Annotated in this window: 17 protein-coding genes; 8 read left to right on the forward strand and 9 right to left on the reverse strand. The window is 62.7% G+C overall.

All coding sequences use genetic code 11. The annotated features are described in order from the left end of the window. Window positions 1-47 precede the first annotated feature (47 nt). From PVW51_RS01595 to PVW51_RS01605, 3 genes are all read right to left on the reverse strand, one after another. Window positions 48-941, reverse strand: coding sequence for a CPBP family intramembrane glutamic endopeptidase (locus PVW51_RS01595; RefSeq protein ID WP_274573328.1), 894 nt, complete (start codon window positions 939-941; stop codon window positions 48-50). Continuing rightward, window positions 938-4,063 carry an ABC transporter transmembrane domain-containing protein gene (locus PVW51_RS01600; protein ID WP_274573329.1) on the reverse strand — a complete coding sequence of 1,042 codons (3,126 nt, stop codon included), beginning with the start codon at window positions 4,061-4,063 and terminating at the stop codon, window positions 938-940. The genes PVW51_RS01595 and PVW51_RS01600 overlap by 4 nt, the downstream gene beginning before the upstream one ends. A 226-nt stretch (window positions 4,064-4,289) precedes the next feature. Next, window positions 4,290-4,469, reverse strand: coding sequence for a zinc-finger domain-containing protein (locus tag PVW51_RS01605; protein ID WP_114274281.1), 180 nt, complete (start codon window positions 4,467-4,469; stop codon window positions 4,290-4,292). A 233-nt stretch (window positions 4,470-4,702) separates the two neighbouring features. Here PVW51_RS01605 and gpmI point away from each other — a divergent pair, with 233 nt between their 5' ends. The 3 genes from gpmI to PVW51_RS01620 are packed head-to-tail and all read left to right on the forward strand — an operon-like array spanning window position 4,703 to window position 8,697. Further along, the gene (gene gpmI / locus PVW51_RS01610) at window positions 4,703-6,220 is read left to right on the forward strand and encodes a 2,3-bisphosphoglycerate-independent phosphoglycerate mutase (protein WP_274573330.1); all 1,518 of its coding nucleotides are present in this window, start codon (window positions 4,703-4,705) and stop codon (window positions 6,218-6,220) included. Continuing rightward, the gene (locus tag PVW51_RS01615) at window positions 6,217-7,359 is read left to right on the forward strand and encodes a murein hydrolase activator EnvC family protein (RefSeq protein WP_274573331.1); all 1,143 of its coding nucleotides are present in this window, start codon (window positions 6,217-6,219) and stop codon (window positions 7,357-7,359) included. The genes gpmI and PVW51_RS01615 overlap by 4 nt, the downstream gene beginning before the upstream one ends. A 3-nt stretch (window positions 7,360-7,362) precedes the next feature. Then, the gene (locus PVW51_RS01620) at window positions 7,363-8,697 is read left to right on the forward strand and encodes a S41 family peptidase (RefSeq protein WP_274573332.1); all 1,335 of its coding nucleotides are present in this window, start codon (window positions 7,363-7,365) and stop codon (window positions 8,695-8,697) included. 81 nt (window positions 8,698-8,778) lie between these two features. Here PVW51_RS01620 and PVW51_RS01625 read toward each other — a convergent pair whose 3' ends face one another. The 4 genes from PVW51_RS01625 to ilvD form a co-directional block, all read right to left on the reverse strand. Then, window positions 8,779-9,150: a hypothetical protein gene (locus tag PVW51_RS01625; protein ID WP_274573333.1), complete on the reverse strand. Its 372-nt coding sequence runs from the start codon at window positions 9,148-9,150 to the stop codon at window positions 8,779-8,781. 11 nt (window positions 9,151-9,161) lie between these two features. After that, complete coding sequence (locus PVW51_RS01630; RefSeq protein WP_269366925.1) at window positions 9,162-9,935, reverse strand: DUF6478 family protein; 774 nt, start codon at window positions 9,933-9,935, stop codon at window positions 9,162-9,164. Between the two features lie 116 nt (window positions 9,936-10,051). After that, a complete protein-coding gene (locus PVW51_RS01635; protein WP_274573334.1) occupies window positions 10,052-10,630 on the reverse strand; it encodes a hypothetical protein in 579 nt (192 codons plus the stop codon). Further along, entirely contained in the window at window positions 10,611-12,377 is a 1,767-nt protein-coding gene (gene ilvD / locus PVW51_RS01640; protein WP_114274274.1) for a dihydroxy-acid dehydratase, read from the reverse strand. The genes PVW51_RS01635 and ilvD overlap by 20 nt, the downstream gene beginning before the upstream one ends. Window positions 12,378-13,185: 808 nt before the next feature. On the opposite strand from ilvD, the gene polA reads away from it, so the two are divergent. Beyond that, complete coding sequence (gene polA / locus PVW51_RS01645) at window positions 13,186-15,984, forward strand: DNA polymerase I (RefSeq protein WP_274573335.1); 2,799 nt, start codon at window positions 13,186-13,188, stop codon at window positions 15,982-15,984. 215 nt (window positions 15,985-16,199) lie between these two features. On the opposite strand, the gene PVW51_RS01650 is transcribed toward polA, so the two are convergent. Together PVW51_RS01650 and PVW51_RS01655 are read right to left on the reverse strand one after the other, a co-directional pair. Beyond that, the gene (locus tag PVW51_RS01650) at window positions 16,200-17,426 is read right to left on the reverse strand and encodes a hypothetical protein (RefSeq protein WP_274573336.1); all 1,227 of its coding nucleotides are present in this window, start codon (window positions 17,424-17,426) and stop codon (window positions 16,200-16,202) included. 311 nt (window positions 17,427-17,737) lie between these two features. After that, the gene (locus tag PVW51_RS01655) at window positions 17,738-18,322 is read right to left on the reverse strand and encodes a DUF1285 domain-containing protein (protein ID WP_274573337.1); all 585 of its coding nucleotides are present in this window, start codon (window positions 18,320-18,322) and stop codon (window positions 17,738-17,740) included. A gap of 69 nt (window positions 18,323-18,391) precedes the next feature. On the opposite strand from PVW51_RS01655, the gene PVW51_RS01660 reads away from it, so the two are divergent. Genes PVW51_RS01660 through PVW51_RS01675 form a run of 4 tightly spaced genes read left to right on the forward strand, consistent with a single transcriptional unit; the run spans window position 18,392 to window position 25,117 of the window. Further along, window positions 18,392-19,399, forward strand: coding sequence for an AAA family ATPase (locus PVW51_RS01660; RefSeq protein WP_274573338.1), 1,008 nt, complete (start codon window positions 18,392-18,394; stop codon window positions 19,397-19,399). Then, window positions 19,396-20,304 (forward strand): DUF58 domain-containing protein, encoded by a 909-nt coding sequence (locus PVW51_RS01665; protein WP_443287300.1) that lies wholly within the window; start codon window positions 19,396-19,398, stop codon window positions 20,302-20,304. Before PVW51_RS01660 ends, PVW51_RS01665 begins: the two co-directional genes overlap by 4 nt. Beyond that, window positions 20,301-23,075 carry a DUF4159 domain-containing protein gene (locus PVW51_RS01670; protein ID WP_274573339.1) on the forward strand — a complete coding sequence of 925 codons (2,775 nt, stop codon included), beginning with the start codon at window positions 20,301-20,303 and terminating at the stop codon, window positions 23,073-23,075. Before PVW51_RS01665 ends, PVW51_RS01670 begins: the two co-directional genes overlap by 4 nt. Beyond that, window positions 23,072-25,117: a hypothetical protein gene (locus tag PVW51_RS01675; protein WP_114274268.1), complete on the forward strand. Its 2,046-nt coding sequence runs from the start codon at window positions 23,072-23,074 to the stop codon at window positions 25,115-25,117. The genes PVW51_RS01670 and PVW51_RS01675 overlap by 4 nt, the downstream gene beginning before the upstream one ends. Window positions 25,118-25,129 lie beyond the last annotated feature (12 nt).

Raw genomic sequence — 25,129 nt, forward strand, 5'->3', positions numbered from 1 at the left:
TGACGACTTGTTTGCCCCCAGATAAGCCCCGAGTGCGACAAATGCAATCAACGGCGGATCGCGACCCGGGCTGCCAGCCAGAACACGAGCATCATCGCGAAATCCACGGGCAGCCAGTCTGCAAGCATCTCGGTGTCCTGCATGCCGAAGGGGGTGAGGTAGAGCGCAAGGCCCGACAGGCTGTCGGGCAGGGAGACGATCAGGATCGCCGACACGTTATTGCAAAAGTGCAGCGCGATTGCAGGCCCGAGTGACCCCGACCGCGCGGTCAGATCCGCCATGAGCACCCCGAAAACACCAGCCCAAAGCGCGATGGCAAAGGCGTTTTCACCAGCTGAATCAGGCAGATAATGGCCCAGTGCAAACAACGCCGAAGGTGCGATCACCCAGACAAGCGGAGAGCGGAACCGCGCCGCCAGTTGCTGCTGGACATAGCCGCGAAAGAAGATCTCTTCCGCGCTGACCTGCACGAAAACACCCAACAGGGATAGGGGCAGCAACACCAGCCATTGCCCGAAAGGCACGTTGGACACGAAAGGGCCACCCATGTCCCAGGGAGGCAGCAGGGCGATCGCCAGGCTGAGACCCGCCAGCATCAGCGTGACCGCGCGAAAATCCTTCCATGCCAGGGGCATAGGTCCGATCAGGCTGCGAACCGGCCGCCGATGCAGCACACGCACAACAAGGGCCACGCTCAACACCATACAGGCAAAGCTGGACAGCAGCAGGAACATCGCCAGGGGCGTCTCCCCGGTGACCAGATTGTTGTAGAGCGCATTGCTCCGGTTTCCGGCAATCTGGTAAACCGCGCCGAAAAAGAGCCGGTTCAAGGCAAAATAGGCCGCAATCGCGATGACCACACCCACTGCGAAACGCCAAAGTTCCGACTTTTCCCGCGCCGGGGCGACAAAGGACCCCAGACCGGAATAATTTCCGGTCAAGGTTCTTGCCCCTGTTCGGGCTCCTGCGGAATGGCGGGCGGGAGCGGCGGCCCGAAATCCCGTGGCACTTCCAGCCCGGCCGCGCGCATCAGTTCGGCCGCGCCGGTCAGATGGCCGGCAACCGTGCGCAACTGGGTCAGCAGCAAGGTCTTGTCGCTTTCCAGAACAGAGCGGAACTGCTCTGCCCCGATGCGCAGGAACAGGCAGGGCTCGGTCGCAATCAGGTTCATCTGCCGGGGTTCGTCCAGAATGATCGAAAGATCGCCCATCAACCGGCCCGGCCCCACGTCGGCGACATGGTGCGTGTCACCGTTCTTTCCGGCCCAGACGATTTCCGCATTGCCTGACAGGCAAAGATAAGCGGCATCAGCCCGCTCGCCGGTGGAAAAGATGACCTGGCCCGCCTCCGCGCTGTACCATTGCGCGGCAAAGGCCAGCAAACGCTGCTGGCGCGGTTCAAGCGTGCTGAACAGGCTGTTGCTTGCGATGATGCGCAGTTTCCGGCGCAGATCGTCCGATGCGCCTTCGTCCATGTCGCTGTCTTCGGCCTCGGAGGCACCGTCCAGACGACCATTGCGGATTTCGATATGCACGTCATAGGCCTCCACATCCGCGAACTTGTCATTCAGGAAAATCTGCGTGGTATGGGGCAGCAGGTCGCTCAGGCGGTCGCTGATCTGCTTCTGGGTCTGGGCATCGGCTCCGGCAAGGACCTGATTGAACACCAGCACATCCGGCTGTTTGATCACCGCCCGGCCAAAGGCCGCCCGCTCCTGAAACAGCACCGGCAGATTGGCCCCGCCGATATCGGTCGGAACGTCAAAGAGGTTGGCCGAGACCATCTGCATGAGGTTATGTGCCGCCATTACCTCGACCACCGCGTCACGGACCAGATCGGCCTGCAACCCTGCCATGGCTGAAAAACGGCCGTAAATCAGGTTCTCCAGTATGGTCAGCCGCGGCAGGTAATTTTCGGGCGCAATCTCGACAAACAGATCTTTCGCCTTTTCGCGCAGCTTGGGCCCGCGCGATTTGCGGATCGACAGGATTTCCCGTTTGAAGCTTTCGGGAAAACCGGGGCCGATCTGTTCGGCGGTAAAGGCGAAAGGCACCGTCAGCAGCAGCGCGAATTCCTGCTCGGTGAGTGCTGCATCGCCCTTGTCCCGGCGGCGCTGCGCGATGTCGACCAGTTGCTCATACAAGGTATCCTCAATCCCCAGCGCGGTGAACAGCGGATGATGATGATCCGTGCCGTCGCGGCCAAAGGTATCGTGCAGCGTCTCGATCAGGGTCTGGGAAATGGCGATGCCCTGCTCCGCCAGGCCCTGTTCGATGATCATGCCAAGGAAACCGCCCTCTTCGACCAGCCCTTTCTGGGTGATCGCCCGGCGCGGCGCGGCAAACATCAGGTTGCCGCCGAGGGGCACCGCCGGGTTGAAAGCCTCGGGATCGAAACGATACACGGCCTTGTCCAGCTTGTCGGCCTTCAGCCGCTGGTGCACCTCATCGCGCAGCGCCACGATCCGGCGTGCCAGTTCCGGATGTTTGTCCGGGTCCATGCGGGAATCCAGCATGTTGTGGAAAATCAGATCGGCGGTGCCCACCGCCGATGTGATCTTGTACCAGAAATCGAAGATCTGCTCCCTGGTTTCCAGATCCGCGATCGACGGGTCGAGCCATTCTGCCTTGGTGCTGTCCGGGCTGTTGCCGGATCGGCGCGCCTCGATCGTGGTCCGGTCGCTCATCTTGGGGTCCCACAGAACGGTCGACGGATGCGTCATCAGGGGCATCAGCAGGTTGTCCCCTACGGTTCCCTGGAAAATATAGGGCTGCGAACCCGCATAGCCGATTCGCGCCGCGATCACCGCCTGGTGCAGACCTGCCAGATCGTATCCGGCGATATGGACATGCCCCCGTGACGGGATTACCTCTCGGGTCAGCACATCTGCCAGCGCCGTCCGCTCCGACTGACTCGGGACTTCGATGGCAACACAACTGCCCGCGGGGATGGTAAAGCTCAGGTCTTGCAGGATGTTTGTGCCGTCCTCGTCCCGCACCGTCACCCTGTCAAACGCGATATCGCCGCGCAGATGCGGGATCTCTTCCGGGCTGCCCTCAAAAAGCGCTTCGTCGATCATCCTTGGCGGGTTGAAGCGTTCTATCACCACGTCCCAGCGCACCGACATGTCCTGGGTCTGGTTGTAGTAGGTCAACAGCTCCTTCCAGGGGCTCGAAAGGTCCTTGTAGGCGGCCAGCGCCGCAACCAGCGCACCCACGGTAATCTGCCCCTGAATCGCCAGATAGCCCCCCACCGCGTAAAAGAAAAACGGCGTCAGCTGGGTGATGAAGTTGTTCAGGAACTTCATGAAGAATTTCTTCTGGTAGATGCGGAACCGCACGTCGAACAGCAGACCCAGCCGGTCGGTAAAGGCCGCCAGCCGGTAGCGCCAGCCACCGTTGCTGCGCAGATCCGCGATGCCCGCAGCGGTTTCCCCGATCTCGGCCGAGAACTGGCGCACTTCCTTGATCCGGACCTTGTTCAGCTCGTTGATCTGCCGTTGCAGCATCGGGATGATCCAGGCCTGGAGCGGGATAAGGGCAACCCCGGCAAGACCGAACCAGAAGCTTTGCAGGAACAGGAAAATCACGATGATCAGCATCTGACCCGCCTGGAACATCGGCTGGGCGATGAAATCGCCCATCAGGCCTCCCATCGGCTCCGCCTCCGAGGTGACCATGCTGACCAGCTCCCCCTGCGAGGTCTTGCGGAAATAACTGCGCGGAAACCGCATCATCCGGCTGATCAACTGATAGCGAAACCGCCGCAACAGGCGTTCCGACAGGACCCCTTTCAAGGTGTTCAGCCGCATTTTCAGCAAGCCGTGCACGATGACGGCGATCAGATAGGTAAAGCACAGGGCCAGCAGGAACTGCACCTGGGTAATCTCGAAACCAAATACCGAAACCCTGTCACTCTCTGCGCCGATGGCATCGTTGATGATCCGCTTGGGCAGTTCCAGCGTGGCGTAGAGAAACGGAAAGGTGAACAGCGTGAAGGCCAGCAGGTAAAGCTGGTCACGCCGCGAGTATTTCCAGATAAAGGAAAAAATGCTGGGTTCCATGCACCGGACTTTCGCTGGGGACCCATCGTACTGACGGGGTCGCTGCAACTTATGCGCGGGGCCGGCCCATTACAACATCACCGGCAGCACTTGCCGTGATCCGTAGCACAAGATTGTCCCGATGCCGGCGCTTTGCGCGCCAGGCCGGGCATTTGTTCAACCCGCGCGAAATGCCCTTATCAGCAGGACAATCCGCCGTGCGGCACCGCCATCCGGGGCAATGCCCTCAGAGCTTGCCTTCGAAATCGCTGTGGATGAACTTGCAGTCGCAATAGCCGCATTCGACCCAACCGCTGTCACGCGGGATCTGCAGCCAGACACGCGGATGGCCCAGCCCCCCTTCGCCGCCATCACAGGCAATGCGATAGGTATTCACGATCCGGGTTTCGGGCGCAGGCTGGCTCATGGAGGAGGTCCTTGGCTAAAGGGCGGTTGCAGGACCCGTTATGCCCAAACTGCGGGTCATGGACAAGACCCGCAACCCGCCTCCTGTCAGTCAGCCTGGCCCTCCGCGCTGACAGATGCGCAAGTTGCCCCGCTCCGAATGTCGCGCATCAGCCAATCGTGACAGGAAAGAGGTTCACGGCGGGCGCGACAGCAGCTAAAAGGCCATCAAAACAAAAGATGGAGCAGCCCCAGATGAGCATCCCGAAACCCGTGGTTCTGTGTATCCTTGACGGTTGGGGTGTACGCGAAGACCGGACCGGTAACGCCCCTGCACTGGCAAGAACCCCGACCTTCGACCGCATCATGGCAACCTGCCCGCATGCCACGCTGATCACCCACGGGCCGGACGTCGGCCTGCCCAGCGGCCAGATGGGCAATTCCGAGGTGGGCCATACCAACATCGGCGCGGGCCGGGTGGTGGCGATGGACCTGGGGCAGATCGACCTGGCCATCGAACAGGGCGATTTTGCAAAGAACCCGCCGCTGCTGGATTTCATCAGCGCCATGCAGGACAGCAAGGGCACGGCCCATGTGATGGGCGTCGTCTCGGACGGGGGGGTGCATGGGCATCTCAACCATATGATCGCGGCAATCGGGGCGCTTACCGCGGCCGGGGTGCCTGTGGTGGTCCATGCGCTGACGGACGGGCGCGATGTCGCCCCACGGTCCGCGCTGGAATATTTCGAGAGCCTGACAGCCGCCCTGCCCGCGGGCGCGCGGATCGCTACGGTCACCGGGCGGTATTACGCGATGGACCGTGACAACCGCTGGGACCGTGTGAAAACCGCCTTCGACGCGATCATCCGGGGCAAAGGCCAGCAGGCGGACAGCCCGCGCGCGGCGGTGCAGGCGGCCTATGACAACGGAACCGATGACGAATTCATCCCCGCCACGATCATCGGCGACTATGCCGGTGCCGTGGATGGTGACGGATTCTTTTGCCTGAATTTCCGCGCCGACCGCGCGCGCGAGATCATGGCGGCGCTGGCCGATCCGGATTTTGACGCCTTTGACACAGACGGACGGCCTGGCTGGGCGGCCTGCATGGGCATGGCGAAATACTCAGACGCACATGCGGGTTACATGACCACCATGTACCACAAGCCCGACCTGCCCAACACGCTGGGCGCCTGGGTGGCACAGCACGGCAAACGCCAGTTCCGGCTGGCTGAGACAGAGAAATATCCCCATGTGACCTTTTTCCTGAACGGTGGCGAGGAAGTGCCATCGGAGGGCGAGGACCGCCACATGCCGAAATCCCCCAATGTCGCGACCTATGACCTGCAGCCGGAGATGTCGGCGGGCGAGGTGACGGATACCTTCGTCAAGGCCATCGAGGATGGCTATGACCTGATCGTGGTGAATTATGCCAACCCTGACATGGTCGGCCATACCGGCGATCTGGACGCAGCGATTGCCGCCTGCGAGGCGGTGGATTCCGGTCTGGCCCGGGTGATGCAGGCGCTGGAGGCGGCTGGCGGCGCGATGATCCTGACAGCGGATCACGGCAATTGCGAAACCATGATCGACCCCGACACCGGCGGCGCGCATACGGCACATACGCTGAACCCGGTGCCGGTGGCCGTGGTTGGTGCCGCGCCGGATGCGCATCTGGCCAGCGGACGCCTGGCCGATCTCGCGCCCACGGTGCTCCATCTGATGGGCCTGCCCCAGCCCGCAGAGATGACGGGGAAAAACCTGCTGTCATGATCCGCCTCCTCGCCCTTGTTCTGCTGGTCTGGCCGATCTGCGCTGCCGCTGAAACCGCGGCGACCACCCAGGCGCGCGCGGCAGCGGCAGAGCTGGAGACGGCAGCAGAAATGCTGGACAAGGCCGAAGGGGCGCGGGACCGGGTGATGGCGCTGACCGAAACCATTCAGGCCTTTGAAAAAGGTCTCGGCGCCATGCGCGACGGGCTGCGGCAGGCCGCCATCAACGAGGCGCAACTGTCGAAAAAGCTGCAATCGCGCGACGGCGAGGTGGCGCAATTGTTCGGTGTCCTGCAAAGCATTGGCGGCAACCCCTCGCCCACCGCATTTCTGCACCCCGATGGCCCGGTGGGCACCGCGCGCGCGGGCATGTTGCTGGCGGAACTGACACCGGCCTTGAACCGGCAGGCAGACGCCCTGCGCCGCGATCTGGAAGATGTGCAGACCCTGCGCCTGCTGCAGGTCGATGCCGCCGAGCGGTTGCAGGCCGGTCTGACCCAGGTGCAGGCGGCGCGCACCGCGCTGAACCAGGCGATGGCAAACCGGACCGAACTGCCGACCCGTTTCACCGCCGACCCGGTGCGCACCGCGATCCTGATCGCATCCACCGAAACGCTGGATGGTTTCGCATCCGGCCTGGCAGAGATCATCACGGACGAGGTGGAACCGGCCCCGGTCACCTTGCAGGGCCGGATCGGCGAATTGCCCCTGCCGGTCCAGGGTCTGGTCCTGCGCCGTGCCGGTCAGGCCGATGCGGCAGGCGTCAAGCGCCCCGGCATCATCATGGCGACCCGCGCGCGGGCCATCGTGACCAGCCCTGCCGCCGCCACCATCAGATACACCGGGCCGTTGCTGGACTTTGGCAATGTGGTGATTCTGGAACCCGAAGCGCGCACATTGTTTGTGCTGGCGGGGCTGGACGTGGTCTATGGCGAGGCGGGTCAGGTCATCGCAGGCGGCACACCGATTGGGCTGATGGGTGAAAAAGACGCAAGGCAGGCGGCAGAAAGCGGCACGTCATTGTCACCTGATCGTGAAGGCACTGGCACTGACCGCACAGAAACGCTCTATATAGAAGTAAGAAGAGACAACATTCCACAGGACCCAGAAGCCTGGTTCCGGACCGAGAAGGATGAATAGGCAATGAAGAGATTTTTGATGGCCGCTTTGGGCGGTACGGCCGCAGGCGTGATCGCCACCACCCAGATTGCGGCCCCGCTTCTCGCGCAGGAGGCCGCCAAGACCGAAAATGTCTATGAGCAACTGGATCTGTTCGGCGATATCTTCGAACGTATCCGCGCCCAATATGTCGAGGAAGTGGACAGCAGCGACCTGATCGAAGCCGCGATCAACGGGATGCTGACCTCGCTTGACCCGCATTCCAGCTATCTGTCCCCCAAGGACGCGCTGAAGATGCGCGAACAGACACGCGGCGAATTCGGCGGTCTCGGCATCGAAGTCACCCAGGAAGACGGTTTTGTCAAAGTGGTCTCTCCCATCGACGGGACACCGGCGGACGAGGCGGGCGTGGAGGCCGGTGATTTCATCACCCATGTGAACGGCGAAAGCCTGCTGGGCCTTGCGCTGGACGATGCGGTCGAACTGATGCGCGGGCCGGTCGGATCCGAAATCGTGATCACCGTGGTACGCGAAGGCGAACAGGAGCCCTTCGACGTGTCGATCATCCGCGACACCATCGAGCTGACCGTTGTCCGCTCGCGGATCGAGGGGGATACCGTTGTCCTGCGCCTGTCCACCTTCAACGAACAGACCTACCCCAAGATGAAGGAAGCCATCGACGAGCAGGTTGAAAAGGCCGGCGGCATCGAAAAGGTAAACGGCTTTGTCATCGACCTGCGGAACAATCCGGGCGGGCTGCTGAACCAGGCGATTGCCGTGTCGGATGCTTTCCTTGAGGAAGGCGAGATTGTCAGCACAAGGGGCCGCGATCCGGCCGACGGTGACCGGGTCAACGCGACACCGGGCGACCTGAGCATGGGCAAGCCTCTGGTTGTGCTGATCAACGGCGGCTCTGCCTCGGCCTCTGAAATCGTTGCGGGCGCCCTGCAGGATCACCGCCGGGCGGTTGTCATCGGCACCAAGAGCTTTGGCAAAGGGTCCGTGCAGACGGTCATGCCGCTGCGCGGGGACGGCGCGATGCGCCTGACGACAGCGCGGTATTACACACCGTCGGGCCGGTCCATCCAGGCGCTGGGCGTATCGCCCGACATCATCGTTGCCCAACCCCCGGCGCGCCCCGAAACCGAGGAAGAGGAAACACCGCGCCGCCTGTTGCGGTCCGAAGCGGACCTGCGCGGCAGCCTGAACAACGACAGCCTGACCGAGGACCAGATCAAACAGATCGAGGAAGACCGGGCCAAGGCCGAAAAGGCCGCCGAACTGCGCGAGGAAGATTACCAGCTCGCCTATGCCATCGACATCCTCAAGGGCCTCTCGGCGCTGGGTCCCAACGACTGAGCCCCTTCTGATCCCGAAAATGCGAAAGGCCCGCCAGAGATGGCGGGCCTTTTCATGTCCGGTGCCGGGTCTCGCCCGGAGTCAGGCGGTTTCAACGCAGTGACGCCGGAACGCCCGTTTCAGCATGTCCAGCTCTGCCCGCAGCAGATCCATTTCAGCCCGAATGTCGTCGCCCAGGATTTCACCGGCCATCACCGTGATATGCCCCAGCTCCGTTTGGGTTGCGGCGTCCTGGATCAACAGGGTCTGCACCCCGTCCGCTATCGCCTCTGGCGGGATGGTGACGGACAGCAGCCAATGGTCCGCCTTCTCGTTGTGCACCAGTTCCACCCCTTCGACAGGATGATTCTGATGGGTGACCTTGATCTTCGGCATGTCATCGCCCGCACCGGTGATCACCCCCTGCCAGACCCCTTGCTTCATCTTCGTCTTGGTCAGTTCCAACGTGGACATCGCTATCCTCCTTACAAATGGGCGCGGGGGCGGCGCGAGAAGGTGAGGTCACGCAGGATCACCTGGTTCATCTGCGGCCCTTCAAAGATGACGTCGATCCAGGCCCGGTCCACCCGCTTTTCATTCAGGTTGGAATAGGCCAGGTCGAATTCGACGCGGTGGTTTTCCTCGTCCAGCGGCAATTCGCGGACGATCTGTTCGGTGTTCGGCCCGTGGCGGATGTTGAGCCGCGCAAAGATCTCCAGCGGTTTCTCAAGCTCCACGATGGCATCCATGCGCAGCAGGTGGGTTCGCTTCAGGCCAGTCACCCCCGCCTCCGGCAGGTCGATAACCAGCGACAGGAAGGAACCATCGAATTTGAAGACATCCAGCCGCAACCCATAGGGGGCCAGGTCCTCTTCGCGCAGGTTGCGCAGCTGGCGCAGGGTCAGTTCGGAATATTCGCAATCGTGAAACAGCGTCACTTCGTTGCCCAGCAGGCTCTTGGTCTGTACGGAACTGATCCCGGGGGTGGGCAACGGCCCGCGCCAGAGTTCGGGCCGCCACGCCCAGTCCGCGTTATGCGGCTTGGGAAAGCTGGTGGAGCCGATCATGGGCAGGGCCAGCCGCTCATCAGCGGTATGGATCAGCTTGTCGAGGTGGGATTTGAGCATCCTTGCCCGGTTCCGCTGACGGCGCAGCAGTGGCAGTTCGGCCGTATCGGCCAGGCGCGCAGCGCGCGCCCAGCGCCGGATATTGCGCGAGAACACTTTCCCATCCAGAAAACTGAAGCCGAGTTTGGACATCTGCAAGAAGCCTTTTGTTTTCCGTATCCTATCCAGACCGGTGGTTTCATTCAAATGAATAGGCCAGGGTCGGGGATGGATAAAGTCGACTGTTGCCGATTGGGAAACAATCCCGCTCAGTTCACGCTGCGTGTCCGGTTGAGCATCGCTTCGATGATGCTGCGGCCCTCTTCTTGCACTTCCGCATCGCCCCTGGGCCCGTAAAGCGCCACGCCCATGAACTGTCCGTTCACCAGGGCGGTCGCGCGCCAGTGCCTGCCGTCCAGCTCGTCGGTGGGGGCCGGCCCGTTGGCCCGAAAGATCTGGGTATTTTCGTCACCCGTGGGGGCGGAAACCTCGGTCAGGCCCAATGCCGCACCGGTGACATTCGGATCGGGCAGGGTCGTGCCGGGGGCCACCTTGGACAGGCTGACCGTCATCACGCCCAGCGGAGCCGCCGCAGCGGCGGCAGGTGCGCCCAGCCGGTCGCACCGCGCCATCAGGGCAAAACGCTGCTTCAGGCTCGCGCTGTCGATGCAGAACCCGGAAGGCGCCACAAGCGTGACAGCCCCCCCGGCCATATCCGCCCGCGACAGGGGTTTGGGTTCCGATCCCAGGGCACCTGCGAAAAAACTGACCCCCTGTCCGCCTTCGCAGGCAGTCAGGGCAATCAGTGAAATCGCGGCCAGTGGTGCCTTAAAGGTCCATGTAATCATGGGTTTCCGCCTTGGCACCCGGATGGGTGACGGCGCCCAGATAGGTCGGCCCGACCAGTTGCGCATATTTCCACAGCGCGCCAGAGGCATAGTTCGTGGGCCGCGCGCCTTTCCACTCGGATTTGCGCTTGGCCAGTTCCTCGTCGGTCAGATCGACGGTGATCGACCCCTCGATGGCATTGAGCGTGATCATATCGCCGTTCTTCAGCAATGCGATCGGCCCGCCATGTGCCGCCTCCGGTCCGACGTGACCCACGCAGAACCCGCGTGTCGCGCCGGAAAAACGGCCATCGGTGATCAAGGCAACCTTCTTGCCCATGCCCTGACCGGAAAGCGCCGCCGTGGTCGCCAGCATTTCACGCATGCCCGGACCGCCCGCAGGGCCCTCGTTGCGGATCACAAAGACGTCGCCTTCGGAATAGGAACGGTTCTGCACCGCCTCGAATGCATCCTGTTCGCATTCGAACACCAATGCGGGGCCGGTAAAGACGATATCGTCTTCGCTCATCCCGGCGATCTTCACGATGGCACCCTCGGGCGCGAGGTTGCCCTTCAGGCCCACGACGCCGCCGGTCTTGCTGATCGGGTTGGCAACGGAATGGATCACCTTGCCGTCCGCCTCACGCGTGACCTGGTCCAGCACTTCGCCCATGGAATAGCCGGTGGCGGTCATGCAATCGAGGTGGATAAGCCCGGCCTTGCGCAGCTCGTTCATCACGACCGGCACGCCGCCCGCCTCGTAAAGATCCTTGGCGACATATGCCCCGCCCGGCTTCATGTCGACGAAATAGGGGGTGTCGCGGAAAATGTCGCAGACATCTTCAAGGAAAAAGTCGATGCCCGCCTCATGGGCCATCGCCGGCAGGTGCAGACCTGCGTTGGTGGACCCGCCGGTGCAGGCGACGATCCGCGCCGCGTTCTCGAACGCCTCACGGGTACAGATGTCACGTGCGCGGATGTTCTTTTCGATCAGGTGCATCACCGCAGCGCCCGATGCCTTGCCATATTCATCGCGGGATTCGTAAGGCGCGGGCATACCGGAAGAATTGGGCAGCGCAAGGCCGATCGCCTCTGACACGCAGGCCATGGTGTTGGCGGTGAACTGCCCGCCGCAGGCCCCGGCAGAGGGGCAGGCAACCCGTTCAAGGATCTCAAGCTCGGCCTCGGTCATGGTGCCGTTCTGGAAATTGCCAACCGCCTCGAACATGTCCTGCACGGTCAGGTCCCTGTCCGCAAAGCTCTGCGGGACATCAGCGCCGCGCGGGGCCTTGCCCGGCAGGATCGACCCGCCATAAAGGAACACCGAAGGCACGTTCAGCCGGATCATCGCCATCATCATCCCGGGCAGGGATTTGTCGCAGCCCGCCAGACCCACGATGGCGTCATAGCAATGGCCGCGCATGGTCAGTTCCACGGTGTCGGCAATGGCCTCGCGGCTGGCCAGAGAGGACCGCATCCCCTCGTGCCCCATCGCGATACCGTCGGTCACGGTGATGGTGGTGAATTCGCGTGGCGTGCCCTGCTCGGCCTTGACGCCCAGCTTGACCGCCTGCGCCTGCCGGTTCAGCGCGATGTTGCAGGGTGCGGCTTCGTTCCAGCAGGTGGCAACGCCGACCAGCGGCTGGTGAATCTCTTCGTCTGTCATGCCCATCGCATAGTAGTAGGACCGGTGCGGCGCGCGCGCGGGCCCTTCGGTCACATGGCGGCTGGGCAGTTTGGATTTGTCAAAGCGCTGGTTGCTGGACATCTGATGGCTCCCTCAAAGACATTGTGAACCGGAATAGTCGGGCAAGGACAGCGCTGCAAGTATCGAACGTCAGGCAGATTACGCGTAGATGACCGGCACCGGCCCCGAAATCAACGGCCAACCCCCTTGCGCACAGGGCGCGGCAGGCCGCCGGGAAGCACCGCTTCGGCCCGTTCATGTCAGCGGCCAGGTACAACCGGCTTTTGCGTCACATCCCTGACCCGGCGCGCGGCGCTGCGTCCGAAGGATGGGCAGGGGCGAAGCGGGCGTTCGTGAAAAATGCAGTGAAGGTCCGGAAAGAGGCCAAAGTAACATGAGGCGTCAGCCGGGTATCGCCCGACCTGGAGGGCGTTCCAGACCTATATGCGATGGGAAACGTTTCAGCCCGCAGACCAGATCATGGCTTGGTTGCCGGTGCAAAATCGCCCTCCGGGGGGAGGTCGGGCGATGCCCGGCTGACGCCGGGCGGAGGCGCTTGGGGGGTATGCACCGCGCCAATGGCACGGCAGCTCCGTCCCGCAAAGCGACCCCTCGCGCAGCCCGCCTCGAAGGGCCGCTTTGGGCCAGAATTGCCTGGCATCCGGGTCAGTTTTGCTTGCCACGGATCGCTGACCGGCTTCAGAAAATCTGTATCCTCGAACAGCTTTGGCACTGCTGCGCCCCTTTCAGCACCCTTCACATTTTTCCGCCGTGACCTGGCAAGGGACATGCCGCCGCACATGCTCTCTCCACCCCTGCGTCAGATACCCACTGGCCGCAGCCCGCCGCGCGCGGTAGTAACGCCATGCGCAAGAAGGGGAGCACATCCATGTCCGGCACATTTGGCAAAGGCCACCACCTGCATCTGATCGACGGCTCGGCCTTCATCTTTCGCGCCTATCACGCGCTGCCACCGCTGACGCGCAAATCCGACGGGCTGCCCATCGGCGCGGTCTCGGGTTTTTGCAACATGATCTTCAAGATGGTCGAGGACAACACGGGCCCCGACGCACCGACTCATGTCGCCGTCATCTTCGACAAAGGCAGCCACACCTTCCGCAACGACATGTATGACCTCTACAAGGCAAACCGCGAGGCGATGCCCGAAGACCTGCGCCCCCAGATCCCCCTGACCCGCAAGGCGACAGAGGCCTTCAACATCGCCTGCAAGGAGCTGGAAGGATACGAGGCCGACGACATCATCGCGACCCTTGCCGTGCAGGCCCGCAAGGCCGGCGGGCGTTGCACCATCATCAGTTCCGACAAGGATCTGATGCAGCTTGTCGGGGAAGGCGTCGAAATGCTGGACGCGATGAAGAACAACCGCATCGACCGTGAGGGCGTGTTCGAGAAATTCGGCGTCTACCCCGACCGCGTGGTGGATGTGCAGGCGCTGGCAGGTGACAGCGTCGACAACGTGCCCGGCGCCCCCGGCATCGGGATCAAGACGGCAGCCTTGCTGATCAATGAATACGGCGATCTGGATGCACTGCTGGAACGCGCGGAAGAGATCAAGCAACCCAAGCGCCGCCAGACCCTGATCGACCACGCCGACCAGATCCGGCTCAGCCGCAAGCTGGTCCAGCTGGACGAGAACACACCACTGGATTTCACCCTCGACGACCTCGAAGTCCGCGAACCGGACGCGGAAACCCTGATCGGCTTTCTGGCCGAAATGGAATTCCGCACCCTGACCAAACGCGTGGCCGAGAAAATGGGCGCGGAAATGCCCGCCATCGAAGACACCCCCACCCTGCCCGACACACCGCAGATGGACGACATCCCCTTTGACGCCGACAAATACGAACAGGTCGGCGATGCGGAAGCGCTGCAAAGGTGGATCGACGCGATCTACGAGGCCGGCCATGTGGCCATCGACACCGAAACCACCGGGCTGAACGAAATGACCGCCGAGCTTGTCGGCATCTCTCTGGCGGTCGAGCCCGGCAAGGCCTGCTACATCCCGCTGATCCACAAGGCGAACCGGGGCAATGACCTCTTCGGCTCCGACGACCTGGCAGAGGGACAGATGGCCCTGAACACCTGCCTCGACATGCTCAAACCCGTGCTGGAGGACCCGAGCATCCTCAAGATCGGGCAGAACATGAAATACGACGCCAAGATCTTTGCCCAGATCGGCATCACCGTGGCCCCGATCGACGACACCATGCTGATGTCCTACGCCCAGCACGCGGGCCTGCACGGACATGGCATGGACACGCTGTCGGAACGCTACCTGAACCACACGCCGATCCCGATCAAACCGCTGCTCGGCTCCGGCAAATCCGCCGTGACCTTCGACAAGGTCCCGCTGGAGGACGCGGTAAAATACGCCGCCGAAGACGCCGACATCACCCTGCGCCTGTGGCAACTGCTGAAACCACAACTGCACGCCGCGCAGGTGACTAAGGTCTATGAAACTCTCGAACGCCCCCTGGTCCCGGTCCTTGCTTCCATGGAACGCTCCGGCATCAAGGTCGACCGCGACACGCTCTCGCGCATGTCCAATGCCTTTGCCCAGAAAATGGCCGGGCTGGAGGATGAAATCTACGAACTCGCCGGCCGCAAGTTCAACGTCGGCTCCCCCGCGCAGGTGGGCGAAGTGCTGTTCGAGGACATGGGTCTTGAAGGCGGCAAGAAGGGCGCCAACGGCAAATATTCCACCGGCGCCGACATCCTCGAAGACCTGGCCACCGAACACGACTTCCCCCGCCGCATCCTCGACTGGCGGCAATTGTCGAAACTGAAATCCACCTATACCGACGCCCTGCAGGACCACATCAATCCCGACACCGGCCGCGTCCATACCTCCTATTCCATCGCCGGGGCCTCCACCGGGCGGCTGGCCTCCACCGATCCGAACCTGCAGAACATCCCGATCCGCTCCGAAGAGGGCCGCCGCATCCGCGAGGCCTTTGTCGCAGAAGAGGGCAAGACGCTGGTCGCCCTCGACTATTCACAGATCGAACTGCGCATCCTGGCCCATATCGCCGATATTCCCGAACTCAAACAGGCCTTTGCCGAGGGCATCGACATCCACGCGCTCACCGCGTCGGAAATGTTCAACGTGCCGCTGGAGGAGATGACCCCCGACATCCGCCGCCAGGCCAAGGCGATCAACTTCGGGGTGATCTACGGCATCTCGGGCTTCGGCCTCGCCCGCAACCTGCGCATCCCGCGGGGTGAGGCGCAGGGCTTCATCGACCGCTATTTCGAACGCTTCCCCGGCATCCGCACCTATATGGACGACACCAAGGCATTTGCCAAAGAGCATGGCTATGTCCAGACCCTGTTCGGCCGCAAGATCCACACGCCGGAGATCGCCAGCAAAGGCCCCCGCGCAGGCTTTGCCGCCCGCGCCGCGATCAATGCGCCGATCCAGGGCACCGCCGCCGACGTCATCCGCCGCGCCATGATCCGCATGCCCGGGGCCATCGCCGACCTGCCCGCAAAGATGCTGCTGCAGGTCCATGACGAATTGCTGTTCGAGGTGGACAAGGGGGCCGAAGACGCTCTGATCACCACCGCCCGGGAGGTCATGGAAAACGCCAACGACCCGGTGGTGAAACTGGACGTGAAACTGACAGTGGACGCCGGGCAGGGCAGCAACTGGGCCGAGGCGCATTAGGGGGTGTCGGCCTCGTGAGGATGGTGGGGGGGGGTGGGGTCCGAACAAGAGTTAGCGTCAGCCTCATATGCTATGGCACAACCATGTAAACTGGACCTTGATGAATACAGCAACACTAATTAAATACGAATATTAACTAAGTTGGGTGAAGTGAGCTTTCTGACCAGTCTAAAAAAGGCTCTACATTCCGACCTGACAATTCCCCGCTCTAAATTTCATCGCGAGCGCGACAATGGGACTTGGCAAGTGGTGCCGCGCCAACCGTTGTATATCCGCCTGTCGATGATGCATCCACGGTATCCGATCACCCCAAATACCAATACCTCCACCAACCACTGAGCAATAAGCCAGGTTTCATGAAGCTGAATGCCGGTTGGAGGCGCCTTTGTATCCTGATGAACCAATTTATTTCTAAAGCGCGAGATAATTTCAAAAATGTCAATGTTATTAGCTGCTTTCGAAAACTTCTTAAGCTCGGGGCTCTGTGACAGAAGATCACTTTCGATCCCGAAATGCAGTGCCGCCGCACGATTTTTATCTGAAAAAGAAATTGACCGGTTGCTCATCATAGACTTCGACCATCCTGCGCGATGTTCGAGAATGAAGTTCACAATAGCTTCTAACGCTGAATGTGCTGCAATTATTGACATCTCAACAGAAACACGGCGCGAGGCATTTGATGCACGATAGAAATTAATTGTTTGACGAAGTGCTCTTTTAGTTAATTCGTTTTTACTGGCTTCTGAAAACAAAAGAAATATTTCAGGAAGACTGTTCTGAATTTCCAAATCAAACCAATTAGTTTCCCTGCCTCCTGCATCGCAGCGTGTAAACCCCAATACCCTAAACGCAACCAGATCGCTTTCATCGTAAGCAAACAAGTTTCCTACTCCACAATGGGAACCTTTCGTGAAAGTAAGAAAGTAGATTAGCGTTTGAAGTGGTTCGATCGGATTTCGCGCTTCCAGATTGAGATCAGATTTAATTAAACATGGAGCACCCTCTTCTGTTTTAGATGTTTCGAGTTCGAATTTTGCACCGTTCCTATCAACAAGCGGGATGCTCTTTGATAGAAAACGAGGTGCTGCCAACAACACTGCTTCGAATTTTCTCGAAATTGGACTATCCACAAGAACCAACGGTTCTCGAGCAAGCCGTGCTTCGACAGTTGTATGCTCCTTTTCAGCTTTATGAATCAATTTAGTAATGAGAATCGTAGCAGGTTCGCTATTCGACTTATATTTCATTTGAACTTTGGATTTTAATACATACATATTTCGAAAAAAAGATTCTTTTAAATCTAGCAGTGGCCTGCCTTGCTCATCGTATGAGATCAATATCTCAGCCGAACCGTGATCGATACCGCCGATATCTACCTCTTCGAAAGTGAGCGAAAATGGTGTAGTGTAATCGATATCTTTTAACTGGTCTGGGCGAAACATAATTGTACTTTCTTGGTGGTCAGACGTTAGAGTTGGAAACAACACTTAAATTGGTCACTTGAGGAAACCTAACTGAACTTCGCGCAAAATTGCAGAAAAAACCCCTCCCCACCCTTTTTCACCCTCCCCATTAACCACTCCTTAACACAGCACCCCGTCCGCTGCGTTTACAGATCTCCGCAACACCCGCCCGTGTACGGCCAGTGCACAGGTTGTGCGCCGATTCATCCTTCAAAATAAGGCTGTAAACCTTGTTCAAGCCGGCCGGATAATCCCTTGAAATCAACGATGCCGCCGCTGTTCCGGCGGGGTCACGCGCCCTGTGGCAGCTCGTCCGAAGGGATCATGCCGAAGAAGCTGCCGCCCGACCACAGGCCGAACCAGCCCTCGTGATGCTCCCCGATCTCGACCATGCGGTAAAAGCTCTTGCGGTCGATCAGCGCCTCCAGGTTGCGGCGGATCAGGATATAGGGGGCGGGCTCCCCTGTTTCATCATCCCGCGCCACCCGGATCGGGTGATCCGCGCCCGCGACGGCGCTGTCCTCCACATTGGTGACAAAGCGCAGGCTCTGGTCGCGCCCCTGCCCCTCCACCTCGAAATCCACCGCGATGAAGGGCGCATCCTCGACCGTGATGCCCACTTTCTCCACCGGCGTGACCAGGAAGTAATCCTCCCCCTCCCGCCACAGAATCGATGCAAAAAGTTTGACCAGTCCGGGCCGCGCAATCGGCGTTCCTTCGTAAAACCAGGTCCCGTCCCGCCGGATCTGCATGTCGATGTCCCCGCTGAACGGCGGGTTCCATTTTTCCAGCGGCGGCAATCCGCGTGATTTTGCGGCGTTTACAGAGGCTGCGAGGCTTTCCGCCGAGGGGGTAACGCTTTTTTGTCCACTCATTGCTTTTGCCATTCCCGGTTTGAGAGATACAGTACAACCAACGGATATAACCCAAGGGACGCGTTTGTCATGAGTGATGCAGAAGACATGGTCGCCGAGATCGAGACGCTGGGCGTCAAGCTGGCCGAGGCGAAGCAGTCGATCACCCGCCGTTTCATCGGGCAGGAGCGGGTTGTCGAACTGACGCTCACCGCGCTTTTGTGTGGCGGCCACGGTCTGTTGATCGGCCTGCCGGGTCTGGGCAAGACACGTCTGGTGGAAACCCTCAGCACGGTGATGGGCCTTGATGGCAACCGGGTTCAGTTCACCCCCGACCTGATGCCCGCCGACATCCTTGGTTCCGAGGTGCTGGACACCGCCGAGGACGGCTCGCGCCGGTTCCGCTTCATCGAGGGGCCGGTGTTCTGCCAGTTGCTGATGGCGGACGAGATCAACCGCGCCAGCCCGCGTACCCAGTCTGCCCTGCTGCAGGCGATGCAGGAAAAGACCGTGACAGTCGCGGGGCAAAGCCGTGCGCTGGGTGTGCCGTTCCACGTTCTGGCCACCCAGAACCCGATCGAGCAGGAAGGCACCTATCCCCTGCCAGAGGCGCAGCTGGACCGTTTTCTTGTCCAGATCGACGTGGCCTATCCGGACCGCGATACGGAACGCGATATCCTGCTGGCCACCACCGGCGAGACGGAGGAGCAGTCCAGCCAGGTCTTTACCACGGGCGAGCTTCTGGCGGCGCAACGTCTGCTGCGGCGCATGCCTGTCGGGGAATCGGTGGTCGAGATGATCCTCGATCTGGTCCGCGCCTTCCGCCCGGAAGAGGAAGGTGCCAGCGCCCGTGTGCGCGAATCCGTTGCCTGGGGTCCCGGCCCGCGCGCGGCGCAGTCGCTGATGCTGGCGGTGCGGGCGCGCGCCTTGTTGCAAGGGCGTCTGGCTCCCTCCGCCGAAGATGTGATCGACATGGCGCGCCCGGTGCTGAGCCACCGGATGGCGCTGAACTTTGCCGCGCGGGCGCGGGGTGACAGCCTTCAGGGCCTGATCGAGGAAACAGCCGCCAGCCTTTCCGGGACCAAGGCGGCGGCGTGACCGACCCCATTGCCCCTGGCGGTTACACCCCCGCAACCCTTCGCACCGAGGGGGAGGAGGAGGCAGCCCGCCTGCCCGCCCTGCTGGCGCGTGCCGAACATCTGGCAGGAGCCGTGCTGCTGGGTGCGCATGGCCGCAGGCGCGCGGGCGTCGGCGATGATTTCTGGCAGTACCGTCCGGCCCAGATTGGCGACAGCCGCCGCATGATCGACCACCGCCGCAGCGCCATGGGCGATCATGAATTCGTGCGCGAACGGGAATGGCAAATTGCCCAGTCGGTGATGCTCTGGGTCGACCAGGGTGCATCCATGCGGTTTTCCAGCGATCCAAGGTTGCCGCAGAAATCCGACCGTGTCCGCCTGCTGGGCCTGGCGCTGGCGATCCTGCTGCTGCGGGGCGGCGAACGGGTCGGCCTGACCGGCACCCGCCTGCCGCCGCGTCGCGGCAACCCGCAGTTGCTGCGGCTGGCCGAGGTGTTCTGCCAGGATGACAAAGCCGATTACAGCCCGCCGGAGCACCGGGCGATGATCCCCCATGCGCGGGCGGTCTTTATCTCGGATTTCATGGGCGACATGAGCGGGGTGAAACTGGCCCTGACCAAGGCGGCGGACCGGGGCGTGCGCGGCGTGCTGTACCATGTGCTTGATCCCTCCGAAGAGGCATTTCCCTTCCGGGGACGTACGATTTTCGAAAGCGTGGGCGGAACCCTCAGGCATGAGACGCTCAAGGCGAACGACCTGCGCGACCGCTATCTGGAGCGGCTCGCCACCCGCAAGGCAGAGCTGCAATCGCTCTGTGCGGTGACCGGCTGGCGCTATGGGTTGCATCACACGGATGCCTCCGCGCAAGCGGCGCTGCTCTGGCTTTATGCGGCGCTGGATGCGCGTGCGGGGGTGGCGGCATGACGGTATTGGGTGGCATCGGTTTCACGGCACCCTGGCTGCTGATCGCGCTGGCGGCCCTGCCGATCCTCTGGCTGATCCTGCGCGCGGTGCCGCCTGCGCCGATCCGGCGGCGCTTTCCGGGTGTGGCGCTGCTGCTGGGTCTCAAGGACGACGAAAGCGTCTCTGACCGCACACCCTGGTGGCTGCTGCTGCTGCGGATGCTGGCGGTTGCGGCGATCATTCTGGGCCTTGCCGGTCCGGTGCTGAACCCGCAGGAGGATCAGGCGCAGGGCACCGGTCCGCTGCTGATCGTGCTGGATGGCACATGGGCGGGGGCAACCCGCTGGGCCGAACAGATGCAGGCTGTCGAAGCGCAGCTTGCCCGTGCCGCGCGGGCCAATCGCACGGTGGCTGTGCTGGCGCTGACCCGCCCGGAGGAACCGCTGTTCCAGGCGGCCGATGTATGGCGCAGCCGGCTGGCGGGGTTCACCCCCGCGCCATGGCAACCCTCCCCCGCCGATGTTGCGCGGGCCACGGCAATCGTCGATCAGATGGCGGGTTTCGATACGCTCTGGTTCAGCGACGCGCTGGATTATGAAGGCCGCGATGAGATGCTGGAGACGCTTCAGGCGCAGGGCGACGTGGAGGTTTACCAGACCGCGGCAAATGTGCTTGCCATCAGCCCGGCCACCTATGCCGACAGCGTGATCAATCTCCAGGTTGCCCGTGCCGCGCCCGGCCCCGCCCGCGAGGTCACCATCCAGGCAGAGGGGCGCGACCCCGCCGGGAACGCGCGCATCCTTGCAACGGCAAACGGGTCATTTGCCGAGGGCGAGACCCTGGGCACGGCCGAGCTTTCCCTGCCTGCCGAGATGCGGGGACGTATCACCGGGTTTGTGATCGCGGGACAACGCTCCGCCGGTGCGGTGACGCTGGTAGACGATGCCCTGCGGCGGCGCGAGGTGGCGCTGATCGGCGGGCGTGGCGACCGCGAGGCGCTGCAGCTTCTGTCACCCCTGCATTACATCGAACAGGCGCTTGCCCCCACCGCCGACCTGATCGACGGGTCGATCGCCGATGTGCTGCCCGCCAACCCCGATGTGATCGTGCTGGCCGATATCGCCACCCTGTCGGAGGCCGAGGCGGCGCCCCTGACCGAATGGATCGAGAACGGCGGCATGCTTGTCCGTTTTGCCGGCCCCCGCATCGCGGCAAGCGACGTCAGCCGCATCGACGAAGACCCGCTGATGCCGGTGCGCCTGCGGGCAGGCGGGCGCAGCGTGGGCGGCGCGATGAGCTGGGGCGAGCCCAAATCGCTGGCCCCGTTCCGCGATACATCGCCCTTCTTTGGCCTGCCGGTGCCGGACGACGTGACAGTTACCGCCCAGGTCGTCGCGCAACCCGATCCGACCCTCGCCGACCGGGTCATCGCCTCGCTCAGCGACGGCACGCCGCTGGTCACCCGCAAGACCGTGGGCCAGGGGCAGATCGTGCTGTTCCATGTCACTGCAACGGCGGAATGGTCCACCCTGCCGCTGTCGGGTCTCTTCGTCCAGATGATGGAACGGCTCGCGGTGTCCTCCGCTGCGGCGCAGCCCGATGCGGGCGATCTCAGCGGGACCACCTGGACGCCGCTGCGGATCATGGACGGCTATGGCACCCTGTCCGATGCGGGCACGCTGCCGGGTGTGGACGGGGCCGATCTGGTCAGCGCCCCTGCCGGGCCGGCCCTGCGCCCGGGCATCTACGCCAATGCAGACCGCAGGCTGGCCCGTAACGTGTTCACCGCCGACAGCAGGCTGATCCCGGCCAGCTGGCCCGCCGACGTGCCCCTGCGCGGCCTTGCCGTCCCGCCGGAACAGCCGGTGGCAGGCTGGTTGCTGAGCCTCTCCATCCTGTTGCTGCTGGCGGATGTGGTGGCATCGCTGGCCCTGTCCGGGCGCCTGCTGGGCCGCCGTGGCACAACGGTCATCGGCGCATTGGTGCTTGCGATCTGCCTGCCACACGGCCCGGCGGATGCGCAGTCGGCCGAGGCGGATGCATTCGCCCTTGCCGCCACGGTCGAGGTGTCGCTGGCCCATGTGATCACCGGCGACGCGGAGGTGGATGAAATCGCCGCCGCCGGTCTGCAGGGGCTTTCCGACGTCTTGTTCTTTCGCACATCGGTCGAACCGGCACCGCCCACGGCGGTCAACCTGGAAACCGACGAACTGGCGTTCTTTCCGATCCTGTACTGGCCGATCACGCCCAATCAACCGCGCCCCTCCGCCGAAGCCTATTCCAAGCTGAACACCTATCTGCGGTCCGGCGGCATGATCCTGTTCGACACGCGGGACGCGGATATCGCGGGGCTGAGCGGCACCAGCCAGAATGGCCGCAAGCTGCAGGACCTTGCCGCGCTGCTGGACATTCCGCCGCTGGAACCGCTGCCAGCCGATCACGTGCTGACACGCACCTTCTATCTGCTGCAGGACTTTCCGGGCCGCTACAACAGCCGCGATGTCTGGGTGGAGGCTTCACCGCCCGATGCAGAGCAGATCGAGGGGATGCCGTTCCGCAATCTCAACGATGGTGTCACGCCGGTGGTGATCGGCGGCAACGACTGGGCCGCGGCCTGGGCGGTGCGCAGCGACGGTGCGCCGCTGCTGCCGATCGGGCGGGGATATGCCGGTGAACGGCAAAGGGAGCTTGCCAACCGGTTTGGCGTGAACCTGATCATGCATGTACTGACCGGGAATTATAAGTCGGACCAGGTCCATGTGCCTGCCCTGCTGGATCGGCTTGGCCAATGACCGCAACTGTCGTCTTTGATCCCCTTGTGCCCATGGCGCTGCTGCTGGTGGTGGCCATCATCGCCGCGCTTTCGATCATCCTTGCGATCCTGCGGGGGCTCAATGGCTGGGGCCTGCGGGCCGGCGCGGCGCTGGTGGTGCTCGGAGGGCTGGCAAACCCGTCCTACCAGCAGGAAGACCGCGCGCCGCTGACCGACATCGTCTTTCTGGTGGAGGATGAGAGCGCCAGCCAGACGCTGGGCACGCGCACCGCGCAATCCGATGCGGCGGCAGAGGCCCTCGCGGCGCAGATCACCGCCCGCCCGAACACGGAACTGCGCCGCATTGCCATTCCCGATGGGGAGGGTGACGCAGGCACCGAACTGATGACCACCCTGTCAAACGCCATGGCGGAAGAACCGCGCGCGCGCATCGCGGGCATTCTTGCGATATCCGACGGGCGCATCCATGATGCCGATCTGCCCGTTGACCTGCCCGCGCCCCTGCACCTGCTGATGAGCGGTGAAGAGGCCGACTGGGACCGCCGCCTGACCGTCCGCAACGCCCCCGCCTTTGCCATCATCGGCGAACCGGTCACCCTGACGCTGCGCATCGACGACCTTGGCGCCGCCCCTGCCGATGAACCTTTGGTGCAACTCGACATCTCCATCGACGGGGACCCGCCGCAAAGCTTCCGCGTCCCGGTGGGCGAGGATCTTGAACTGCCGGTGACCCTGCCCCACGGCGGGCGCAACGTGATCCAGTTCACCCTGCCGGAAGCAGATGGCGAACTGACCGACCGCAACAACACCGCGCTGATCCAGATGAACGGTGTCCGCGACCGTTTGCGTGTGCTGCTGGTGTCGGGCGAGCCCCATCCCGGCGGGCGCACCTGGCGCAACCTGCTGAAATCGGACAGTTCCGTCGACCTGGTGCATTTCACCATTCTCAGACCCCCCGAAAAGCAGGACGGCGTGCCGGTCAACGAACTGTCGCTGATCGCCTTTCCGACCCGCGAATTGTTCATGGAAAAGATCGAGGACTTCGACCTGATCATCTTCGACCGCTACAAGCGCCGGGGCATCCTGCCCTCGCTCTACCTTGAGAATGTCGCGAACTATATCCGCAAGGGCGGTGCCGTGCTGGTCGCCGCCGGCCCGGACTTTGCCACCGCCGACAGCCTCTACCGCTCGCCGCTCGGGACGGTGCTGCCTGCCACGCCAACCACGGCGCGGGTGATCGAGGAGCCCTATTTGCCCAAGGTCACCGAGATCGGCAAACGGCACCCGGTAACCGCCGATCTGCCATCTTCCGGCGACTGGGGACGCTGGCTGCGCCAGATCGACCTGACCCAGCCAAAGGGCAATGTGGTGATGCAGGGCGTCGACGACCGCCCGCTGCTGGTGCTGAACCGGGTGGAGGAGGGCCGCGTGGCCCTGCTGGCCTCGGATCACGCCTGGCTGTGGAGCCGGGGCTACGAGGGCGGTGGGCCGCAATTGGAACTGCTGCGGCGGCTGGCGCACTGGATGATGAAGGAACCCGAACTGGAGGAAGAGGCGCTGACCGCCACCGCCGAAGGCCAGACCATGCGCATCCGCCGCCGCACGCTGGAGGAAACAGTACCCCCGGTCACTGTCACCGCACCGGACGGCAGCACCGTCGAGCTCACCCTGGAGGAGGTCTCCCCCGGCATTTTCGAAACCGTCTTTCAGGGGCCGGAGATCGGGCTCTACCGGTTGGCGAACGGCGATCAGAACGCTGTCATCGGCCTTGGCCCCGCCGCGCCACGCGAATTTGTCGAAACCATTGCCAGCGATGAAGTCATGCGCCCGCTGGTGGACAGCATGCGTGGCGGTGTGGCACGGCTGGAGGACGGGTTGCCCAAACTGCGCGACGTAAGGCCGGGACGGCCCGCCGCAGGACGGGGATGGCTGGGCCTGACCCCGCGCGATGCCTTCGAGACCCGCGATGTCACGCAAACGCCGCTGCTCCCGGGCTGGCTGGTTCTGGTGCTGTCGGTGCTGCTGATCACCGGGGCTTGGCTGCGCGAGGGGCGGCGCTGAGCTGACCGGCCC

The sequence above is a fragment of the Sulfitobacter sp. PR48 genome (assembly GCF_028807335.1).
Classification (GTDB): Bacteria; Pseudomonadota; Alphaproteobacteria; order Rhodobacterales; family Rhodobacteraceae; genus Sulfitobacter.

Coding starts and splice junctions, on each gene's coding strand:
- PVW51_RS01600 (WP_274573329.1), bottom strand. CDS start 4,063: ATGGAACCCAGCATTTTTTCCTTTATCTGGAAATACTCGCGGCGTGAC.
- PVW51_RS01605 (WP_114274281.1), bottom strand. CDS start 4,469: ATGAGCCAGCCTGCGCCCGAAACCCGGATCGTGAATACCTATCGCATT.
- gpmI (WP_274573330.1), top strand. CDS start 4,703: ATGAGCATCCCGAAACCCGTGGTTCTGTGTATCCTTGACGGTTGGGGT.
- PVW51_RS01615 (WP_274573331.1), top strand. CDS start 6,217: ATGATCCGCCTCCTCGCCCTTGTTCTGCTGGTCTGGCCGATCTGCGCT.
- PVW51_RS01620 (WP_274573332.1), top strand. CDS start 7,363: ATGAAGAGATTTTTGATGGCCGCTTTGGGCGGTACGGCCGCAGGCGTG.
- PVW51_RS01625 (WP_274573333.1), bottom strand. CDS start 9,150: ATGTCCACGTTGGAACTGACCAAGACGAAGATGAAGCAAGGGGTCTGG.
- PVW51_RS01630 (WP_269366925.1), bottom strand. CDS start 9,935: ATGTCCAAACTCGGCTTCAGTTTTCTGGATGGGAAAGTGTTCTCGCGC.
- PVW51_RS01635 (WP_274573334.1), bottom strand. CDS start 10,630: ATGATTACATGGACCTTTAAGGCACCACTGGCCGCGATTTCACTGATT.
- ilvD (WP_114274274.1), bottom strand. CDS start 12,377: ATGTCCAGCAACCAGCGCTTTGACAAATCCAAACTGCCCAGCCGCCAT.
- polA (WP_274573335.1), top strand. CDS start 13,186: ATGTCCGGCACATTTGGCAAAGGCCACCACCTGCATCTGATCGACGGC.
- PVW51_RS01650 (WP_274573336.1), bottom strand. CDS start 17,426: ATGTTTCGCCCAGACCAGTTAAAAGATATCGATTACACTACACCATTT.
- PVW51_RS01655 (WP_274573337.1), bottom strand. CDS start 18,322: ATGAGTGGACAAAAAAGCGTTACCCCCTCGGCGGAAAGCCTCGCAGCC.
- PVW51_RS01660 (WP_274573338.1), top strand. CDS start 18,392: ATGAGTGATGCAGAAGACATGGTCGCCGAGATCGAGACGCTGGGCGTC.
- PVW51_RS01670 (WP_274573339.1), top strand. CDS start 20,301: ATGACGGTATTGGGTGGCATCGGTTTCACGGCACCCTGGCTGCTGATC.
- PVW51_RS01675 (WP_114274268.1), top strand. CDS start 23,072: ATGACCGCAACTGTCGTCTTTGATCCCCTTGTGCCCATGGCGCTGCTG.